Annotated in this window: 15 protein-coding genes and 1 rRNA gene; 8 read left to right on the top strand and 8 right to left on the bottom strand. The window is 72.7% G+C overall.

The features are described 5' to 3' along the window. Positions 1 to 4: 4 nt before the first annotated feature. A complete protein-coding gene (locus tag QP089_RS06370) occupies positions 5 to 649 on the bottom strand; it encodes an NUDIX hydrolase (RefSeq protein WP_285910383.1) in 645 nt (214 codons plus the stop codon). Further along, positions 612 to 1,484, bottom strand: a complete 873-nt coding sequence (locus QP089_RS06365) for a helix-turn-helix domain-containing protein (RefSeq protein WP_285910382.1) — start codon at positions 1,482 to 1,484, stop codon at positions 612 to 614. The genes QP089_RS06370 and QP089_RS06365 overlap by 38 nt, the downstream gene beginning before the upstream one ends. Positions 1,485 to 1,580: 96 nt before the next feature. On the opposite strand from QP089_RS06365, the gene QP089_RS06360 reads away from it, so the two are divergent. After that, entirely contained in the window at positions 1,581 to 2,159 is a 579-nt protein-coding gene (locus QP089_RS06360) for a TIGR03086 family metal-binding protein (protein WP_285910381.1), read from the top strand. Positions 2,160 to 2,251: 92 nt separating this feature from the next. Next, positions 2,252 to 3,652, top strand: a complete 1,401-nt coding sequence (gltX, locus tag QP089_RS06355; protein WP_285910379.1) for a glutamate--tRNA ligase — start codon at positions 2,252 to 2,254, stop codon at positions 3,650 to 3,652. 21 nt (positions 3,653 to 3,673) lie between these two features. Here gltX and QP089_RS06350 read toward each other — a convergent pair whose 3' ends face one another. From QP089_RS06350 to QP089_RS06340, 3 genes are all read right to left on the bottom strand, one after another. Continuing rightward, positions 3,674 to 4,705 carry an urease accessory protein UreH domain-containing protein gene (locus tag QP089_RS06350; RefSeq protein ID WP_285910378.1) on the bottom strand — a complete coding sequence of 344 codons (1,032 nt, stop codon included), beginning with the start codon at positions 4,703 to 4,705 and terminating at the stop codon, positions 3,674 to 3,676. A gap of 107 nt (positions 4,706 to 4,812) precedes the next feature. Continuing rightward, positions 4,813 to 5,472, bottom strand: a complete 660-nt coding sequence (locus QP089_RS06345) for a response regulator (protein ID WP_285910377.1) — start codon at positions 5,470 to 5,472, stop codon at positions 4,813 to 4,815. 96 nt (positions 5,473 to 5,568) lie between these two features. Then, the gene (locus QP089_RS06340; RefSeq protein ID WP_285910376.1) at positions 5,569 to 9,807 is read right to left on the bottom strand and encodes a HAMP domain-containing protein; all 4,239 of its coding nucleotides are present in this window, start codon (positions 9,805 to 9,807) and stop codon (positions 5,569 to 5,571) included. Between the two features lie 311 nt (positions 9,808 to 10,118). On the opposite strand from QP089_RS06340, the gene QP089_RS06335 reads away from it, so the two are divergent. The 3 genes from QP089_RS06335 (at position 10,119) to QP089_RS06325 (ending at position 13,236) form a co-directional block, all read left to right on the top strand. Next, positions 10,119 to 12,401 (top strand): SpoIIE family protein phosphatase, encoded by a 2,283-nt coding sequence (locus QP089_RS06335; protein WP_285910375.1) that lies wholly within the window; start codon positions 10,119 to 10,121, stop codon positions 12,399 to 12,401. A gap of 31 nt (positions 12,402 to 12,432) precedes the next feature. Beyond that, a complete protein-coding gene (locus QP089_RS06330; protein ID WP_285910373.1) occupies positions 12,433 to 12,771 on the top strand; it encodes an STAS domain-containing protein in 339 nt (112 codons plus the stop codon). Positions 12,772 to 12,867: 96 nt separating this feature from the next. After that, complete coding sequence (locus QP089_RS06325; protein ID WP_034517645.1) at positions 12,868 to 13,236, top strand: ATP-binding protein; 369 nt, start codon at positions 12,868 to 12,870, stop codon at positions 13,234 to 13,236. Between the two features lie 95 nt (positions 13,237 to 13,331). On the opposite strand, the gene QP089_RS06320 is transcribed toward QP089_RS06325, so the two are convergent. Further along, complete coding sequence (locus QP089_RS06320) at positions 13,332 to 14,681, bottom strand: class II 3-deoxy-7-phosphoheptulonate synthase (protein ID WP_285910372.1); 1,350 nt, start codon at positions 14,679 to 14,681, stop codon at positions 13,332 to 13,334. A 191-nt stretch (positions 14,682 to 14,872) separates the two neighbouring features. Continuing rightward, positions 14,873 to 15,883, bottom strand: coding sequence for a sigma-70 family RNA polymerase sigma factor (locus tag QP089_RS06315; RefSeq protein WP_285910371.1), 1,011 nt, complete (start codon positions 15,881 to 15,883; stop codon positions 14,873 to 14,875). 131 nt (positions 15,884 to 16,014) lie between these two features. Between QP089_RS06315 and trxA the strand changes: the two genes are divergently transcribed. Further along, positions 16,015 to 16,368 carry a thioredoxin gene (trxA, locus tag QP089_RS06310; RefSeq protein ID WP_285910370.1) on the top strand — a complete coding sequence of 118 codons (354 nt, stop codon included), beginning with the start codon at positions 16,015 to 16,017 and terminating at the stop codon, positions 16,366 to 16,368. Positions 16,369 to 16,507: 139 nt separating this feature from the next. Next, a complete protein-coding gene (locus QP089_RS06305) occupies positions 16,508 to 17,347 on the top strand; it encodes a putative RNA methyltransferase (RefSeq protein WP_285910369.1) in 840 nt (279 codons plus the stop codon). Here QP089_RS06305 and QP089_RS06300 read toward each other — a convergent pair. Next, positions 17,285 to 18,058 carry a hypothetical protein gene (locus QP089_RS06300; protein WP_285910368.1) on the bottom strand — a complete coding sequence of 258 codons (774 nt, stop codon included), beginning with the start codon at positions 18,056 to 18,058 and terminating at the stop codon, positions 17,285 to 17,287. The two genes, QP089_RS06305 and QP089_RS06300, sit on opposite strands and share 63 nt — an antisense overlap. Positions 18,059 to 18,847: 789 nt before the next feature. On the opposite strand from QP089_RS06300, the gene QP089_RS06295 reads away from it, so the two are divergent. After that, positions 18,848 to 19,421, top strand: a 16S ribosomal RNA gene (locus QP089_RS06295); the annotation flags it as partial.

Here is a 19,421-nt window from a genome sequence, read left to right as displayed (position 1 = left end):
CCCGCTAGTTGCGGGTCCAGTCGGGCTGGGCGAAGTCCGCCACCCTGGCATCGCGCCCGAGGAGCACGACCTCCCGGAACTGCCACAGCATGGCGCCGGTCGGGGCGTGCACCCGCCAGTTCGGCCCGAGCCACATCTGCAGCAGGCTGCCACCGTCCGGCAGCGCCACCCACTTCGGGGTGCCGTCGTCGGCGAGCTTGCGCAGGCTCGTGTAGTGGACGGAATGGACCTCGTCCGGGTTCGGCGCCAGCGGCCCCGGATCGTGCAGGACGGCCACGACCGGGGTGATCGCGAAACCGGACGTCGCGGGGAAGTCGTCCAGCCGGCCGATCACGTCGCCCGGCCCCGCGCGCAGGCCGATCTCCTCCCGCAGTTCCCGCAGCGCCGCCTCCTCGGCGGTCTCGCCGTCCTCCAGCCGCCCGCCGGGCAGCCCCCACTGCCCGGCGTTGCGCCCCTTGTACGCCCGCTTGATCACGATCACCGACGGGACGCCGCCGTCCGCCACGACGCACAGCACCACCCCGGCGCGGCGCAGGCCGGGCGCGTCCGGGACGGTCGTGTGCTCGAAGCCGGCCAGCCGCTCCGCGGCGAGCCGGTGGAAGGCCGTCAGGTCATCGAGGGGGCCGGGGGTCGCGCGGGGGTCCGTCATGGCCCGATCCTGCCAGGCCCTCCTCCCGCGCGTACCGGGCGGGGGAGGTGCCGACGGCGGCGGTGAAGTCCCGGGTGAAATGCGCCTGGTCGGCGTAGCCCAGCTCGATCGCCAGCGCCGCCCAGTCGACCCGCGTCCCCGCCGCGGCCCGCTCGGCCGCCTCCATCATCCGGAACCTGCGGATGACCCATTTCGGGCCGATCCCCACGTACTCGTGGAACAGCCGCTGCAGGGCGCGCGGGCTCATGCCCTCGTCCCGGGCCACCTCGCCGACGCGGACGACGCCCGGCCGCTCCGCGATCCGCTCGACGATCGCGGCTGCCCGCCCGGCGGACGGGTCCGGCTCGGGCCGCAGGCCGGTGAGGAACGCCTCCAGCCGGGCGATGGCCTCCCCGTCGCCGGGCGTGGCGAAGACCTCCGCGGCGAGCGCCCGTCCCGGCTCGCCGAACACCTCGTCCACCGCCGCGAACCGGCCGGTCAGCGCGGACACCGGCCCGTCCAGGAACGGCCGGAACCCGCCCGGCCGGAACGCGGCGCCGATCACCCGGCCCTCGCCGGCGATCTCCTCCACGAAGTCGTCGCGGACCACCCCGACGATCCGCGCCCGCGTCGCGCCGCTCGTCAGGTAGCTGGTGAAGGTCATGTGCACCGACGGCCGGGTCAGCACCCGCTGCCGGTGCGGCGGACGGCCCCGCAGGTCCCAGCGCAGCACCCAGAAGTGCGCCACGAACGGGGCCAGCGCCGGGGCGGGCGCCGGCCGCTCGACCCGGAAGCGCTCCAGGCCCGTCCGCGCGTGCAGGATGCCGCGCGTCCCGCCGGGTAAGGGTCGGCCCATCGGCCCAGGCTAGCGGTGTCGCGTTTCTTCAAGACGGCGCGCCGCCGACCGGCCTAGCGTGGACGTATGTTCGAACGAATGAGCGAAGGAGTCGTCATGGAAGTCCGAAGCCAGCTGCGGCCGGCCGCGGACGTCGCCGCGCGGATCGTCCTGGAGATCCCGAAGGACCGGTTGGACGATCCCACGCCGTGTCCCGGCTGGGACGTGCGCGCGCTGGTCAACCACCTGATCCTGTGGAACGGGCGGGGCGAGACCGCCGCGCGCAAGGAGCCCACCACGGGTCCCGGCGAGGACCACGACTTCACCGCCGAGCCCGGCTGGGCCGAGCGGTTCCAGGAGCAGGCCCGCAGGACCGCCGACGCCTGGAACGACCCGGCCGCCTGGGAGGGCAACACCAGCCTGACCGGCAACAAGGAGGGCATGCCCGCCGCGTTCATCGCCGGGATCGTCCTCGGCGAGTGCGTCGTGCACGGCTGGGACCTCGCCGTCGCCACCGGCCGCGATCCCGGCTTCCCGCCGGAGGTCGTCCAGGCCGCCTGGGAGCAGCTCGTCCCGACCGCAGAGGTCAGCCGCAAGTACGGCGCGTTCGGACCCGAGGTCCCGGTCCCCGGGGACGCGCCGCTGCTCGACCGCGTCCTCGGGCTGGCCGGCCGCGACCCGTACTGGAAGCCCTGACGGGGGCCGCGCCGCGACGGGGGCCCGCCACGCCGGGCGGCGCGCCCTGATCGGGGCGCGAGCGGGCCCCCGCGCGCTCTACCCTGGGGGGCATGTCTTCGAGCTCTTCGATCCGGGTACGTTTCGCGCCCTCGCCGACCGGCATGTTCCATGTCGGCGGCGCCCGCTCCGCGCTGTTCAACTGGGTGATGGCGGCCCAGTCCGGCGGCACGCTCGTCCTGCGGATCGAGGACACCGACGCCTCGCGCAACAGCCCCGAATGGACCGAGGGCATCATCCGCGCCCTGGCGTGGCTCGGCATGGACGGCGAGCAGTACGAGGGCCCCTACTTCCAGTCCGCCAACGCCGACAAGCACGCCGAGGCGGCCCGGACGCTGAAGGAGCGGGGCCGCGCCTACTACTGCGACTGCAGCCGCGAGGCCATCGTCGCCCGCACCGGCGACCAGCACAAGGGCTACGACGGGTTCTGCCGCGACCGCGGCCTGGAGCCCGGCCCCGGCCGGGCGCTGCGCTTCCGCACCCCCGACGAGGGCCAGACCACCGTCGTCGACCTGCTGCGCGGCAAGCCCGTCTTCGACAACGCCGTGCTGGAGGACTTCGTCATCGCCCGCGCCGACGGGTCGGTCACCTTCCTGCTGGCCAACGCGGTCGACGACATGAGCCAGGGCATCACCCACGTGGTGCGCGGCGAGGAGCACCTGTCCAACGCGCCCAAGCAGCAGCTGCTGTGGGAGGCGCTCGGCGGCGAGCCGCCCGTCTGGGCGCACGTCCCGGTGATCGTCAACGAGAAGCGGCAGAAGCTGTCCAAGCGCCGCGACAAGGTCGCGCTGGAGGACTACCGGGCCGAGGGCTACCTCGCCGAGGCCATGCGCAACTACCTGATGCTGCTCGGCTGGGCACCGTCCGGCGACCGCGAGATCGTCCCCTGGGACGTGATCGTCGACGAGTTCCGCATCGAGGACGTCAACTCCTCGCCGGCCTTCTTCGACGTCAAGAAGCTGCGCGCCATCAACGGCGAGTACATCCGGGCGCTGCCGGTGGAGAAGTTCATCGCCGAGTGCCTGCCGTTCCTGCAGGAGGCGCCGTTCGACGTGGACGTCGCGGTGTTCGCCGAGCTGGCGCCGCTCGCGCAGACCCGCGTCGCGCTGCTGTCGGAGATCGTGCAGATGATCGACTTCGCGTGCCTGGACGAGCCGCCGCAGGACGAGCAGTCCTGGAGCAAGGCGATGAAGGGGCCCGCCGACGCGATCCTCGCCGCCGCCGAGGCCGCCTACCAGGACGCGCCGTGGAACGCCGCCGAGCTGAAGGACCGGCTGGAGCGGATCGGCACCGAGCACGGCCTCAAGCTCGGCAAGACGCAGGCGCCCGTCCGCGTCGCCGTCACCGGCCGCACCGTGGGCCTGCCGCTGTTCGAGTCGCTGGAGATCCTCGGCCGGGACCGGACCCTCGCCCGCATCGCCGCCGCCCGCGCGAGGCTCGCCGCGTCGTCCTGATCCCGACCCGGCCGCCGCGCGCTAGCGGAACGTGATCGCCCCGGGGAAGTGGCCGGACGCGCACATGAAGCGCATCCGGCCCGGCTCCGGGGCGCCGAGATCGACCCGCGTCTCGCCGGTCGCCGGCAGGTACACGTCCCGGTCGCGGCTCGGGATGGTGAACACCCGCATGTGCCCGGACGTGTGCCGCGTCCGCAGGACCAGCACGGTGTGCACGCGGGCCCGCGCGGTCAGCAGCGCGGGCCGGTAGCCCCGGTCCAGCGCCCACACGGTCACGACCTGGGTGCCGGACGCGTCGGTCCGGACGGACCGCGCCGCGTCCGCCGCCGCCGTCCCGCCGCCGCCCGACGGCAGCCAGCCGCCGAGCCGCAGGCCCGACAGCATCGTCCAGCCCGACACCGCGAGCAGCGCCACGGCGAGCAGCGCGGTCAGCCGGCCCCGCAGCAGCGCCATCGCCCGCCCGACCGTGACGCCGATGAGCCCGAACAGCGGTGCCGTCCCCAGCACGAACGCGCCCATCACCACGGCGCCGCCCAGCACCGAACGCGACGTCACGGCCAGCAGCTCCGCCGAGAGCGTCAGCCCGCACGGGACCAGCACCGTGGCCGCCCCCAGCACGACGGGCCGCCTCGAGCGTCCGCCCTGCGGCACCTGGCAGTGGTCGTCCGGCTCTCCGAGGCTCGGTGCGGACGGCCCGCGCCGCCGCAGCAGCCGCCGCGCCGGCCCGAAACCCAGCAGGTCAAGGGCGAACAGCGCCAGCACCAGCGCGGCGACCGCCAGCAATGCCCCGCGCACGCGCGGCCCCGGCTGCACCGCACCGCCCAGCAGCCCGAGCAGCGCGCCCAGCACCACATGCGACACCAGCTTCGCCGCCAGGAACACCGCCACCTGCCGCACCGGCCGCGCCGCCCGCGAACCGGCGCCGTCCGCACCGCCCGCGGCACCGCCGCCGACGGCGCCGGTCAGCAGGCCGATCTGGGTCGCCGCGCAGGTGGTGCCGCCCGCCAGCAGCCCCGCCCCGGCGCCGGCGAGGAACAGCCCGGCGACGTCCACGGCCCACCTCCCGGCGGAACCCTCCCCGGCGCCTCCGTCTGCGAAGCGTCACTGACCGGACACGGCCAGTCGATCACCGGTGGACGATCACCGCCTGTGCGGGGACGTCAGCCGCCGGACTCCAGGGCCTCCCGCAGCAGATCCAGCCGGCGCTCCAGCTCCTCGTACTCGCCGCGCAGCGCGGGCGGCAGGTGCTTGCCCACCGTCTCGGCCTGCTCCACCACCTCGGCCAGCCGGTCGGCGACCCGCGGGCCATCGTCCTCCCCGGCCTCCCCGTCGCCCCGGGCCGCGCCGGCGTCCCGCGCCTTCAGCAGCGTCGACTGCTCGCGCAGCAGCGCGGCCTGCTCGCGCAGCAGGGCCGTCTGGTCGCGCAGCTGCTTGTTCTTGGTGTGCAGCTCCACGAACACCGACACCTTCGCCCGCAGCACCCACGGATCGAACGGCTTGGAGATGAAGTCCACCGCGCCCGCCGCGTAACCGCGGAACGCGTAGTCGGGATCGCTGTTCACCGCCGTCAGGAAGATGATCGGCAGGTCGCGGGTCTTCTTTCGGCGCTTGATGTCGCGGGCCGTCTCGAACCCGTCCATCCCCGGCATGACGACGTCCAGCAGGATGACCGCGTACTCGTCGGTGAGCAGCGCCTTCAGCGCCTCCTCGCCCGAACGCGCCCGGACCAGATCCTGATCGAGGGAACTGAGGATGGCCTCCAGCGCGATCAGGTTCTCCTCGCGGTCGTCCACGAGCAGGATCTTCGCCTTGTCGTCCACGCGTCGTCTCTCCGATTCCGGTCCGGCCCCCGCCGTGCGGCCGCGCTCATGCCACCAACGCCCCCGGCGACCCTACCCGCCGGACGGCTCCCCTCCTCAGCGGACGACGGAGGGTTGCAGCCAGTTCCTCATGACGTCGAGGAGATGATCCACGTCGACGGGCTTCGGCACGTAGTCCGACGCGCCCGATTCGAGGCTTCTCTCGCGGTCGCCCTTCATCACCTTCGCGGTGATCACGATGATCGGCAGCTCGGCGAACTGCGGCATCTGCCGGATCGCCGCCGTGGTCGCGTAGCCGTCCAGACCGGGCATCATCACGTCCATCAGCACGATCGCCACGTCCGGGTTGCGGTGCAGCAGGTCGATCCCGGCCTGCCCGTCCTCGGCGTACAGGACCTCCATCCCGTATCCCTCCAGGACGGACGTCAGCGCGAACACGTTGCGGACGTCGTCGTCGACGATCAGCACCTTGCGGCCCGACAGCACGGTGTCGACGAAGTCGGCGGGGGGCTCGGAGACCATCCCGGTCAGCGCGGGCTGCGCCCGCCCCGCGCGCTCGGCGCCGCGCTGCCCGGCCGCCAGCCCGTTCTCGCGGCCCGCTCCGGCCGCCGCGCGCCGGGCTCCGCGCTCCTCGCCGCCGCCCGCCGGCAGGGCCGGCGCGCCCTGCGCCTCGCCGTCCGCCTCCTCCGGCGCCGCGGACCGGCGACGTCCCTCCGGCTCGCTGTACTGGGCCGGCAGGTACAGCGTGAACACGCTGCCCCGGCCGGGCTGGCTCTCGGCCTGGATCTCCCCGCCCAGCAGCCGGGCGATGTTCCGGCTGATCGACAGGCCCAGCCCGGTGCCGCCGTAGCGGCGGCTGGTGGTCCCGTCGGCCTGCTGGAACGGCTCGAAGATCTCCTGCAGCTTGTCCGCGCTCACCCCGATGCCGGTGTCGATCACCCGGAAGGCGATCACGTCCGGGGTGTTCCACAGGGCGGGCAGCGTGAAGTCGATGTCCCCGGCCCGCTCGATCACCAGCCGGACCTCGCCCTCGGCGGTGAACTTCACCGCGTTCGACAGCAGGTTGCGCAGCACCTGCTGCAGCCGCTGCTCGTCGGTGTTCAGCGTCGCCGGCACGTCCGGCGCGACCTCCACCCCGAACTGCAGGCCCTTGTCCACCGACAGCGGGCGGAACGTGGCCTCCACGTAGTCGACCAGCGCCGGGACCGACAGCCGCTGCGGGTGCGCCTCCATCTTCCCGGCCTCCACCTTGGCCAGGTCGAGGATGTCGTTGATCAGCTCCAGCAGGTCGGTGCCGGACTCGTGGATCGTCCGGGCGAACTCCACCTGCTTGTCGGTGAGGTTGCCGCCCTGGTTCTCCGACAGCAGCTTGGCCAGCACCAGCAGGCTGTTCAGCGGCGTGCGCAGCTCGTGCGACATGTTCGCCAGGAACTCCGACTTGTACCGCGAGGAGATCGCCAGCTGCTCGGCGCGCTCCTCCAGCGTCCGCCGGGCCTGCTCGATCTGGAAGTTCTGGATCTCGATCGCGCGGTTCTGCTGGGCCAGCAGCGCCGCCTTCTCCTCCAGCTCTGTGTTGGAGTGCCGCAGCTCGCCCTGCTGGCGCTGCAGCTCGTCGGAGCGCTCCTGCAGCTCCTGCGCGAGTCGCTGCGACTCGCCGAGCAGCGCCTCGGTGCGGGTGTTGGCGCGGATCGCGTTCAGCGTCACCCCGATCGTCTCGATCAGCTGGCTGAAGAACGCCAGGTGGACGTCGGTGAACCGGCCGAACGAGGCCAGCTCGATCGCGCCGAGCACCTCGTCCTCGAACACGATCGGCAGCACGATGATGTGGACCGGGGACGACTCGCCCAGCCCCGACCCGATCCGGACGTAGTCGGCCGGCGCGTCGTTGATCAGCAGCGGCCGGCGCTCCTGCGCCGCCTGCCCGACCAGGCCCTCGCCGAGCGCGAACCGGACCGTGCCGATCCGGCTGCGCCGCGTCCCGTACCCGGCGATCAGCACCAGCTCGGCCTCCTCGCCGCCCTCGGCCAGGTAGAACGCGCCGTACTGGGCGCTCGCGGTCGGCGTCAGCTCGCGCATGATCAGCTCGGCGACCTGCATCAGGTCGCGGTGCCCCTGCATGAGCCCGCCGATCCGGGCCAGGTTGGTCTTCAGCCAGTCCTGCTCCTCGTTGGCGCGGGTCGTCTCGCGCAGGGTGGCGACCATCAGGTTGACGTTGTCCGACAGCTCGGCGACCTCGCCGCGCGCCTCCACGGTGATCGTCCGGGTCAGGTCGCCGGTGGCGACCGCGCTGGCCACCGCGCCGATCGCGCGGACCTGCGTGGTCAGGTTGCGGGCCAGCTCGTTCACGCTCTCGGTCAGCCGCTTCCAGGTGCCCGAGACGCCCTCGACCTCGGCCTGCCCGCCGAGCCGCCCCTCGCTGCCGACCTCGCGGGCGACGCGGGTCACCTCGGAGGCGAACGACGACAGCGTGTCCACCATCGTGTTCAGCGTCGTCTTCAGCTCGAGGATCTCGCCCTGCGCGTTGACGTCGATGCGGCGGGTCAGGTCGCCGTGCGCGACGGCCGTGGCGACCTGCGCGATGTTGCGGACCTGGTAGGTCAGGTTGGACGCCATGCCGTTGACGTTGTCGGTCAGGTCCTTCCACATGCCGCCGGCGCCGGGGACGTGCGCCTGGCCGCCGAGCCGGCCCTCGGTGCCGACCTCGCGGGCGACCCGGCTGACCTCGTCGGCGAAGGCCGACAGCGTGTCGACCATGGTGTTCAGGGTGTCCTTGAGCTGCAGGATCTCGCCCTGCGCGTCCACCGCGATCTTGCGGGTCAGGTCGCCCTGCGCGACCGCCGTCGTCACCTGGGCGATCCCGCGGACCTGCATGGTCAGGTTGTTCGCCATCGAGTTGACGTTGTCCGTCAGGTCCTTCCAGACGCCGCTGACGCCGGGCACGTTCGCCTGGCCGCCCAGACGCCCCTCGGTGCCGACTTCCCGGGCGACGCGGGTGACCTCGTCGGCGAAGGCCGACAGCGTGTCGACCATCGTGTTCACGGTGTCCTTGAGCTCCAGGATCTCGCCCTGTGCGTCCACCGTGATCTTCTTGCTCAGATCGCCTTCGGCGACGGCGGTGGTGACCTGCGCGATGTTGCGGACCTGGTAGGTCAGGTTGGACGCCATGCCGTTGACGTTGTTGGTCAGGTCGCGCCAGACGCCGCTGACGCCGGGCACGTTGGCCTGGCCGCCGAGGCGTCCTTCGGTGCCGACCTCGCGGGCGACGCGGGTGACCTCGTCGGCGAAGGCCGACAGGGTGTCGACCATCGTGTTCACGGTGTCCTTCAGCTGCAGGATCTCGCCCTGCGCGTCGACCGTGATCTTCTTGCCCAGGTCGCCTTCGGCGACGGCGGTGGTGACCTGCGCGATGTTGCGGACCTGGTAGGTCAGGTTGTTCGCCATCGCGTTGACGTTGTCGGTCAGGTTCTTCCAGACCCCGCTGACGCCCCGCACGTTGGCCTGACCGCCGAGACGTCCTTCGGTTCCGACCTCGCGGGCGACGCGGGTGACCTCGTCGGCGAACGCCGACAGCTGGTCGACCATCTGGTTGACCGTCAGCTTCAGTTCCTGCAGCTCGCCGGTCGCCTCGACCGTCACCTTCCGGGTCAGGTCGCCCTGCGCCACCGCCGTGGTGACCTCCGCGATGTCGCGGACCTGGGACGTCAGCCGCCCCGCCATCACGTTCACCGCCGCCGTCACGTCCCGCCAGCGGCCGGTCATGCCGCGCGCCGGGGCCTGGCCGCCGAGCCGCCCCTCCGTGCCGACCTCGCGGGCGAACTGGGTGACCTCCCAGGTGAACTGGTCCAGCAGCTCCACCATGCCGTTCACCGACTTGGCCATCCGCAGCAGCTCGCCGCGCATCGGCCGGCCGCGGACCCGCAGCTCCACACGCTGGCTCAGGTCGCCGGCCGCCACCGCCTCCACCACCCGGTGCATCCCGGTGGCCAGGTCGGTCAGCTTGTCGATGATCGCGTTGGCGTCCTCGACGGCCGCCGCCCAGCTCCCGCGCAGCGGTCCGGGCGCCAGCCGGCCGCGCAGCTGCCCCTCGCGGCCGATCTCGCGCCGCACCCGGGACAGCCCGGCGGCCAGGTCGTGGCCGTTGCGCCGGATCTCGTCGAGGATGGCCGCGGCCTCGGCCACGGCGCCCTCGCCGGGCACGTTCAGCTCGGCGGCCGTCCTGCCGTCGCGGACGGCGGTCAGCGCCTTCAGCAGCGGTTCGAGATCGGCGTCGCTGTAACGCGGCGTGGTGTCGCGAGACCCGCCCGCGGGGCGGGCACGGGACGCTGTACGCGGCATGCTCTTCTTCCTCCTGGCCCGCGGTCGCCGGGCTGGACCGGTCCGTCCGGACCGCCTCCCGGCCCCATCAGTACTCTACGTTGCCGGCCGTTCCGGAACCCGAATAGCGCGCTGACGGGGGACACGCGGCATAGGTCGCGGATCGGGGGCCCGTAGTCTTCGTGTTACGGTCTGTCGTGTTGTGACGGGGGGCGCGCTCACCAGGTCAGAGGCGTTCCGCGGCCCCGGTTCGCGACTCTCGTGGCCGGGCGGCCGGCCGGTCTGCCACGATGGCCGGACCGGGTACTCAGGCTTCGAACGAGGGACGGCAGTTGGATCGGCAGACGGCGTCGGCGACCTTTCCGTCCGCCGCCGCGGCGGTGGCGGACGCGCGCCGCTTCGTCCGGAAGGTGCTCGCCGACTGGGGCATGGAGGAGTCGGCCGACGACGCGGTGCTGGCCACCAGCGAGCTGGCCACCAACGCGGTCGCCTACGCCGGCACGTCCTTCGAGGTGTCCTGCCGCCTGGAGGACGGCGACATTGAGATCGAGGTCCGCGACCGGCACCCCACCCGCGGCATCGAGATGCCGGGCGTCACCGCCTCCAGCGGCCGCGGGCTGCCCTCCATCGCCCGCCTGGCCGTTTCCTGGGGCGTCTCCTACGACCGCCGCACCAAGGGCGTGTGGTTCCGGCTGCCGCGCCCCGGTGCCGACGACGGCGGGCCGCCCGGCGAGGCCGCCCACCCCGGGGACGCGCCGGTGCCCGCCGAGGACGAACAGGCACCGGGCGGTCCCACCGCGAAGCAGGCACCGCCCGAGCTCGACGGGCTCGACGGCATCGCCGACGCCGGGCTCGGCGCCGCCTCCGGCGCGCGGTCCCGCGACGACCGGCTCGGCGGCGAGCGGCTCGACGCCGACGGGATGGGGGAGACCCCCGCGGCCGGCGACCGGCTGCTGCGCTCCCCGGCCGCGGTCGAGGCCATGGACGACGCCGTCGCGGCCGTGCGGGACGTCCTCGGCGCCGACGGCGCGGCCGTGCTGCTGACCGAACGCGACGGACGCCTGATCATGGGCGCGTCGAGCGGCACCGCCGCGGAGATGCCGCTCGGCGGCCTGACGGTGGGCGGCCTGGCCCCCGCCGTGCGCGCCGGGTCCCCGTGGGTCGCCGCCGACGCCGCCGATCCGGCCGCCGCCGCGCTGCGGGCCGGGTCCCTGGCCGCCGCGCCGCTGGAGTCGCAGGGCCGCCTCACCGGCCTGCTGGTGGCCGTCGCCTCGGCCCCCGGCCGGTTCGCCGAGTCCGACGGCGCCCGCCTCGGCCGGCTCGCCGACGAGATCTCCCTCTCCCTGGAGAAGGCCAGGGTGGGCGAGCTGGAACGGTCCTGGCGCGGCTGGCTCAGCTTCGTCGCCGAGGCCAGCGACCTGCTCGCCGGCACCCTCGACCAGGAGCGCACGATGGCGCTGGTCGCCCAGCTCGTCGTGCCGCGGCTGGCCACCTGGTGCGCCGTCTACACCGTCACCGAGGCCGAGCCCGCGCGGCTGGCCTACGTCTGGCACGCCGACGAGACCCGCGCCGACGGCCTGCGCGACCTGCTCGAGCAGGCCGGCGAGGCGCCCCCGATGGACGCCCCCGGCCCGTGGAACGGCCCGGCCGGCGCGCCGGACGAGATCCGCGCCGCGGCCGGCGGCACCGCCGACGACCAGGCCTACGCCTTCCCGCTGATCGCCCGGGGACGGCGCATCGGCTGCATCGTCATCGGCCGCCCCGCCGGCGACCGGTTCCAGCGCAGCGCCATCGAGCTGGCCGAGGAGCTGAGCCGCCGCGCCGCCCTCGCCGTCGACAACGCCCGGCTGTTCTCCGCGCAGACCGCCATGAGCAGCGCCCTGCAGCGCAGCCTGCTGCCCCCCGGCATCCCCGAGATCCCCGGCCTGGAGGTCGCGGTGGTGTACGAGCCGGCGGGGGAGGGCAGCGAGGTCGGCGGCGACTTCTACGACGTGTTCGAGGCCGGCGTCCGGCCCGGCGGCCCGCAGTCGGCGTCCCGCTGGCGGTTCGCCATCGGCGACGTGTGCGGCACCGGCCCGGAGGCCGCCGCCGTCACCGGCCTGGCCCGGCACGCGCTGCGCATCCTCGCCGCCGAGGATATGTCGGTCCCGGCCGTGCTGGCCCGGCTCAACCGGCTGATCCTCGGCGAGGGCGAGCGCGGGCGGCTGCTCACCCTGCTGCACGGCGAGATCGCCGTGCGCCGCCGCCGCGACGGCGTGACGATCAGGCTCGCCAGCGCGGGGCACCCGCTCCCGCTGGTGCTCGACCCGGAGGGCGGCGTCCGCGACGCCGCCTCACCCCAGCCGCTGCTCGGCGTGTTCGACGGCGTGGAGTTCCACACCGACACGATCGAGCTGCGCCGCGGCGAGGTGCTGCTGTGCGTGACCGACGGCGTCACCGAGCGCCGCTCGGGCACCCGCCTGCTCGGCGACGGCCACGGCCTGGAACGGCTGCTGGCGGGCTGCACCGGGCTGAGCGCGGGGGCCGTGGCCGCCCGCATCCAGCGCGCGGTCCGCGACTTCGGCCCCGAACCCTCGAACGACGACGTTGCCCTCATCGTTCTGCGGGCGTCATGATGGAGACCAACAATCGGTAAGGTGGGGTGGCGTGGGGCTTGCCTTGCACACGACACGACAGGACGGCCGCGCGACGATCGCCGCGCGCGGCTCCATAGACCTGCATTCCTCCGACGAGCTGCGGGCCCGGCTGGTCGAGCTCGTGGACGCCGGTGAGCGGGTCGTCGTGGTCGACCTCACCGCCGTCGACTTCTGCGACTCCTCCGGGCTGAACGTGCTCGTCCGCGCCTACAAGCACGCGCGGGCGCAGAACGCCACGCTGACCGTCACCGGCGCCTACGGCCGGGTCGAGAACGTGCTGCGCACCACCGGCCTCGACCGCTTCCTGATCGAGGGACCGGCGGAGGAGGCGTCCGCCGATGGACGCTGACACGACGCCGCCGGGCCCGCGGCGGCCGGACGGGGCAGGACGGAACACGGGACGGACCACGATGCGGAACGGCGAGCGGGCGGAGTGACCGATCCCATGACGGAGACCACGCTGCGCGCGGCGCCCCAGACGGAGGCCGTCGAGTACGCGCGCCGGCTCGCCGCCCGCACCATGCGCACCTGGGCGCTCATGGAACGCGAGGAGCTCGTCACCGCGATCGTCGCCGAGCTGGTCGCCAACGCCGTCCGGCACGCGGGCACGGCCCTGGAGCTGCGCCTGCTGCGCGGGGCCGGCCGCGTCCGGGTCGAGGTCCGCGACCGCGCGGCGCAGCTGCCCCGACTGACCGTCCCCGGCCCACTCGACGAGTCCCACCGCGGCCTGTTCATCGTCGACCGGTTCGCCACCTCGTGGGGCGCCGACCCGGTCACCGGCGGCAAGGTCGTCTGGGCCGAGGTCAGCATCTGACGGCGCGCTCCCGGCCGATCGCTCGCCACCGGGCCGCCGCTGCGGTGGCGCGCCCGCGCGTGACGGCGGGCGCGCCCCGCCCTTAGCGGACCGCGTCAGGACGACTTGCGGTACAGCTCCGCGACCATGAACGCCAGGTCCAGCGACTGGCCGCGGTTGAGCCGCGGGTCGCAGGCCGTCTCGTACCGCTGGTGCAGGTCGTCCTCGACAAGCCCGTGGCCGCCGCCCGTGCACTCGGTGACGTCGTCGCCGGTGAACTCGATGTGGATGCCGCCGGGGTGCGTGCCGAGCGCCCGGTGCACCTCGAAGAACCCGGCGACCTCGTCCAGCACGTCGTCGAGCCGCCGCGTCTTGTGCCCGCTCGGCGCCTCGTAGGTGTTGCCGTGCATCGGGTCGCAGATCCACGCGACCGGGGCGCCGCTCTGGTGCACCTTCTCGATCAGCGGGGGCAGCGCGTCCCGGATCCGGCCCGCGCCCATCCGGGTGATGAACGTCAGCCGGCCCGGCTCGCGCTCCGGGTTCAGCCGGTCGATCAGCGCCAGCGCGTCGTCGGCGGTGGTCGTGGGGCCGAGCTTCACCCCGATCGGATTGCGGATGTGCCGCAGGAACTCCACGTGCGCCCCGTCCAGCTGCCGGGTCCGCTCGCCGATCCACAGGAAGTGCCCCGACACGTCGTAGGGCAGGCCGCTGAGGTGGTCGATGCGGGTCAGGGCGCGCTCGTACTCCAGCAGCAGCGCCTCGTGGCTGGAGTAGAACTCCACGCTGTGGAACTCGTCCGGGCTCACCCCGCACGCCTTCATGAACGTCAGCGCCCGGTCGATCTCCCCGGCGAGCTGCTCGTACCGGCGCCCCGACGGGCTCGTCGCCACGAAGTCCTGGTTCCAGGCGTGCACCTGCCGCAGGTCGGCGTAGCCTCCCTTGGTGAACGCCCGGCACAGGTTCAGCGTCACCGCCGAGCAGTGGTAGGCCCGCAGCAGCCGGTGCGGGTCGTTGCGGCGGGACTCGGCGTCGAACGCCAGGCCGTTCACCGCGTCGCCCCGGTAGGCGGGCAGCTCCACGCCGCCGCGCACCTCCGACGGCTTGGACCGCGGCTTGGCGAACTGCCCGGCCATCCGGCCGATCTTGACCACCGGCACGCTGGCCGCGTAGGTGAGCACCACCGCCATCTGCAGCAGCGTCTTGAGCTTGTTCTTGACCGCGTCGGCGTTCGATCCCTCGAACGTCTCGGCGCAGTCGCCGCCCTGCAGGACGAACGCCTCGCCGCGCGCGACCTCCGCGAGGCGGGCCTTGAGCTGGTCGCACTCGCCGGCGAAGACGAGCGGGGGCTGCGCGGCGAGTTCGGCGGCGACCGCGCGCATTTCGGCCGGGTCGTCCCAATCGGGCTGCTGGAGGGCGGGGAGGTCGCGCCAGGCGTCGAGCGCCCCCGAGACGCTGGAAGTACTCACGCGCCAAAGGCTATAGGGCGCCGCGCGCGCTCGACGCGCCGGTCAGGACCGCGCGGGCGCTCTGGGGGGATTCCTCCCAGCCGGGGATGGAGCGGTCCGCCACCGGCGAACAGCAGAACGCCGACCGGGCGACTCCAAGGCCGCCCGATCGGCGAGATAATCACGTTATGTAGTCGTCTGCGTCCAAATGGTCAGGCCGCGCGGAATCCGGCGGCGGCCCGTACCGGCTCCTCCGTCCGGGCGGGCGCGCCCGCAAGCGCCCGGCGGCCGCTCAGGTCGGTCTCGGTCGCCAGCTGCCGCAGCCGCCGCAGCGAACGGTCGGTGATCTGCCGCACCCGGTTGTGGCTCAGGCCGTACCGAGCGCCGATCTGCGCGTAGGACAGCGGCTGGCCGTTGTCCATCCCGAAACGGGCCCGCAGGATCGCCGACTCCCGCTCGGGCAGCCGGTCCAGCAGCCGGCCGAGCCCCTCCAGGTCGTCCAGCGCCAGGATCTCCGCCTCGGGCGTCACGGCGTCCGGGTCCTCCAGCAGATCGCCCATCGGCGTCTCGCCGGCGTCGTCGACGGTCGCGTCGAGGCTCGCGGGGTCGCGCCGCCAGCGCAGCAGCTCGTCGACGTGCTCGGGCTCGGCGCCCAGCGTGCCGGCGAGCTCCTCGCGGGTCGGTTCACGGCCCAGCTCGCGCCCGAGCTGCCGCTCGGCGCGCCGCAGCCGGGAAAGCTCCTCCTCCACGTGGACCGGCAACCGGATCGTGCGGGCGGTGTGGCTGAGCCCGCGCCCGATCGCCTGCCTGATCCACCACGTCGCGTACGTGGAGAACTTGAAGCCGCGCCGGTAGTCGAACTTCTCCACCGCGCGCATCAGCCCCAGGTTCCCCTCCTGAATGAGGTCGATGAGGGGCAACGAGTCGGTCGGGTACTTCCGGGCGATCGAGACGACCAGCCGCAGGTTGGCCTCGACGAAGCGCTGCTTGGCGCGCAGCCCCGCCGCGACCAGCTCCTCCAGCTCCTCGCGGGACGCGCCCTCGGGGGTGCGTCCCTCCTCCAGGAGCTGTTCGGCGTACAGGCCCCCTTCGATCGCCTTGGCCAGATCGACCTCCTCCTGCGCGTCGAGCAGGGGAGTACGGCCGATCCGGTCGAGGTACGCTCCGACAAGATCCTTGTCGGGGACGTCGACCCTGTCGCCCTTGGTACGGGTTGCAGCCATCCTGACCCTTCTCCGGTGCGATCTCCCTATGAGGTCAACGCTAATTACCGTCCTGTGATTCCCGGGTGGGGAATACTGCGAGGCTGGCAGCCGCTCTACCGTCCTGATACCCCGGCAGAGGAGAAACCGACATGGCGACCGTCACACTCACCGCCGAGAACTTCGATGAGGTGGCACAGGGGGACGGCATCGTGCTGGTCGACTTCTGGGCGGAGTGGTGCGGGCCGTGCAAGCGGTTCGCGCCGGTCTTCGAGAAGTCCGCGGGCAAGCACCCCGACATCGTGTTCGGCAAGGTCGACACCGAGGCCCAGCCCGAGCTGTCCGAGCGGTTCGGGATCGCCTCGATCCCGACGCTGATGGCCATCCGCGAAGGCGTGATCGTCTTCGCCGAGCCGGGGGCGCTGCCCGAACCGGTGCTGGAGAACGTGATCGAGCAGGTCCGCGCCCTCGACATGGAGGACGTCCACCGCCGCACCGAGAACTGACGCGCGGCGCCCGCCGCGCGTCGGCCGCGCGCCGGGCGGGTTTCGGGCAGTGGACGCCCCGTCGTCACGGGCGCGGCGGGATGGCAAAGATGCGGGCCGAGGCGCCCGCCGCGGGCCCCCGATGCACGATGATGGACGGATGCTCGCCGATGTCGTCCCGTACCTGGTGTGCCCCGTCTGCGGAGGGGATCTGGCGTTGGCGGAGCGGGGCCTGCTCTGCCCGTCCGGGCATGCGTTCGACATCGCGCGGCAGGGTTACGCGAACCTGCTGCCCGGCAATGCCCGTCCGGGTACGGCCGACACGCCCGAAATGGTGCGCGCCCGCGCCGAGTTCCTCGGTGCCGGCCATTTCGAGGCGCCCGCCGAGCGCCTCGCCGCCGGCGTCGCCCGGACGGTCGACGGGCGCTCCCTCGTCCTCGACGCGGGCGCCGGCAGCGGCCATTACCTGAACCGGATTCTGGACCGGTCACCGGACGCGATCGGCCTCGCCCTGGACATCTCCAAGCACGCCGCCCGCCGCGCGGCCAAGGCGCATCCCCGCGCCGGAGCCGTCGTCGCGGACCTGTGGCGCCCGCTCCCGGTGCGGGACGGCGCCGCCGCCACCGTCGTGAACGTGTTCGCCCCGCGCAACGCCGCCGAGTTCCACCGCGTGCTGAGCCCCGAGGGCTTCCTCTTCACGGTGACGCCGTCGCCCGGACATCTCGGCGCGCTCGTGGAGTCGCTGGGGCTGCTGTCGATCGACGAACGCAAGACCGAGCGCATGGACACGGCCCTGTCCGGCTACTTCAAGTTCGATTCGCGGCAGCGGATCGAGGACGAGGCCGTCCTCACCCATGAGGAGGTCGCGACGCTCGTCGGGATGGGTCCCAGCGCCCACCACGTCCCGGCGGACCGGCTGTGGGAGCGCCTCCGGCCGCTACCGGACCCGCTGCCAGTGCCCCTCTCCTTCGTGCTGTCGGTCTACCGGCGGCTCGAATAGCCGCCGGCGGGACCGGGCGGGGACGTCCTGGACGAGCTCCAGTAGTGCCTGCGGCACTTCGCCCGGCGTGGTCACGTCGCACACCCCGGGAACGTCCGCCGCCTCGAAGCTGAACGAGGCCGCCACGGACCGGGCCGTGCCGCTGAGCAGCACCCGCTGCAGGGCCTGTCCCGCGCGGAGCCATGCGGCCCGGGTATCGCCGGCGGTGGTCAGGACCACGCGCTGCGCGCTGCCGTCGCGGCCAGGCGGCAGCGGATGCAGCGCCGCCCCTTCTAGCCTCGCCGCCTCGCGGAGCTCATTGATGACGTGCATTAACGGGCGCACGCCCGACTCAGGCGGCGCGGTCGGGGACGGGCGCAGGGTGGCCGCGCACAGCAGCCGTTCCTCTCGCGTGACGCGATGCCGTCCGGCGAGGCGGACCGTGGCGAGGAGGGCAGGACGTCCCGGGTCGGGCAACAGCCGCACCACGGCCTCGTGTCCGAGCTGGGCGGCGGTCAGCCGCAGGTTCACCAGCGCGGCGCCGCTGGCCAGGTGCAGGCCGCGGCCAGCGGGGTCGTGCAATGGCCGGAACCGTTCCGGGTCGGCGTGCAATTCGATGAGCCCGGCGACGACCTTGAACCGCCAGGCGTGCACGTCATGGACCGTCGGCCCCATCGTCGCGGCGACCACCAGGCGCTCCGCGGAGGCGCGGACGGTTGCGGGGACAGTCACGGGCGTTCCTCCTGACCTCGGCCGGCGTCGGGGACCGGCCGCGAACGGGGAAACCGGCCGCCGCCTGGCCGGAGGGGGAGTCCGGCCCCGCGAGCGACGCGGGTCTGCGAACGGTACCGCACTGTGAGCCAGCCCACGAAGCCTGGGAAAAGGGAGGTCATCGGGCCTGCCGCTGGCATTCGGGCGGCCGTGGCGGCGGAGTCGGGCGCCTGCTGATTTGACGCTCTATCGGAGGGCTCCTAATGTCTCTTCCACCCCCAGGGATGCAGGACGTCGACAGGCGGACGGCCCCGGGGAACCGGTCTTCGGAAAACGGTTCGGGCCTCGCCCGGGCTGAGGTACGATGACTAGGTCAGCCCGAGACGGGATGCAGGACGCCACGAGGCGGCCGGCCCGGTGGGCGTCTCCGCTGGAAGATCACGACAGATTATCGATCTGTCCGATCCGACGCGCGGGGAACCAGGAGCAACCTCGACCGTCAAAAAGATCTTCGCGGATCGGCTTGACAGCGAGGAAGAACCTGGTAAGTTAGTAGGGTTGCCCCGGAGCGAGGGCCGCGGAAGCGGCTCTGGCGCGGTGGGTGTCCGTTTCTTGAGAACTCAACAGCGTGTTAAAAGCCAGTGCCTTTATCGATCCGGCTTTTGGGTCGGATCGCCCCGTGGCCGTCCTCGTTTTTCGGGGATGGTGGGGATTTCTTTGAGGCAATACGGTCCTTCGGGATCGTTTGCTGGGATTTTCTTCTGAGGTTTGGCTGCTCTGGGGTTCGCCCCCTGGGGTGGTCGTTGGGCCTTGATGGAGAGTTTGATCCTGGCTCAGGACGAACGCTGGCGGCGTGCTTAACACATGCAAGTCGAGCGGAAAGGCCCCTTCGGGGGTACTCGAGCGGCGAACGGGTGAGTAACACGTGAGCAACCTGCCCCTGACTCTGGGATAAGCCCGGGAAACTGGGTCTAATACCGGATATAACCACTGGTCGCATGGTCTGGTGGTGGAAAGTTTTTCGGTTGGGGATGGGCTCGCGGCCTATCAGCTTGTTGGTGGGGTGATGGCCTACCAAGGCGACGACGGGTAACCGGCCTGAGAGGGCGACCGGTCACACTGGGACTGAGACACGGCCCAGACTCCTACGGGAGGCAGCAGTGGGGAATATTGCGCAATGGGCGGAAGCCTGACGCAGCGACGCCGCGTGGGGGATGACGGCCTTCGGGTTGTAAACCTCTTTCAGCAGGGACGAAGCGCAAGTGACGGTACCTGCAGAAGAAGCGCCGGCTAACTACGTGCCAGCAGCCGCGGTAATACGTAGGGCGCAAGCGTTGTCCGGAATTATTGGGCGTAAAGAGCTCGTAGGCGGTTTGTCGCGTCT

Origin of the sequence: Actinomadura opuntiae (genome assembly GCF_030283205.1) — a bacterium.
In the GTDB taxonomy this organism is placed as follows: domain Bacteria; phylum Actinomycetota; class Actinomycetes; order Streptosporangiales; family Streptosporangiaceae; genus Spirillospora.
Note: the sequence above shows the minus strand (reverse complement) of the source record. Positions and strands in the feature narration are given on the sequence as shown.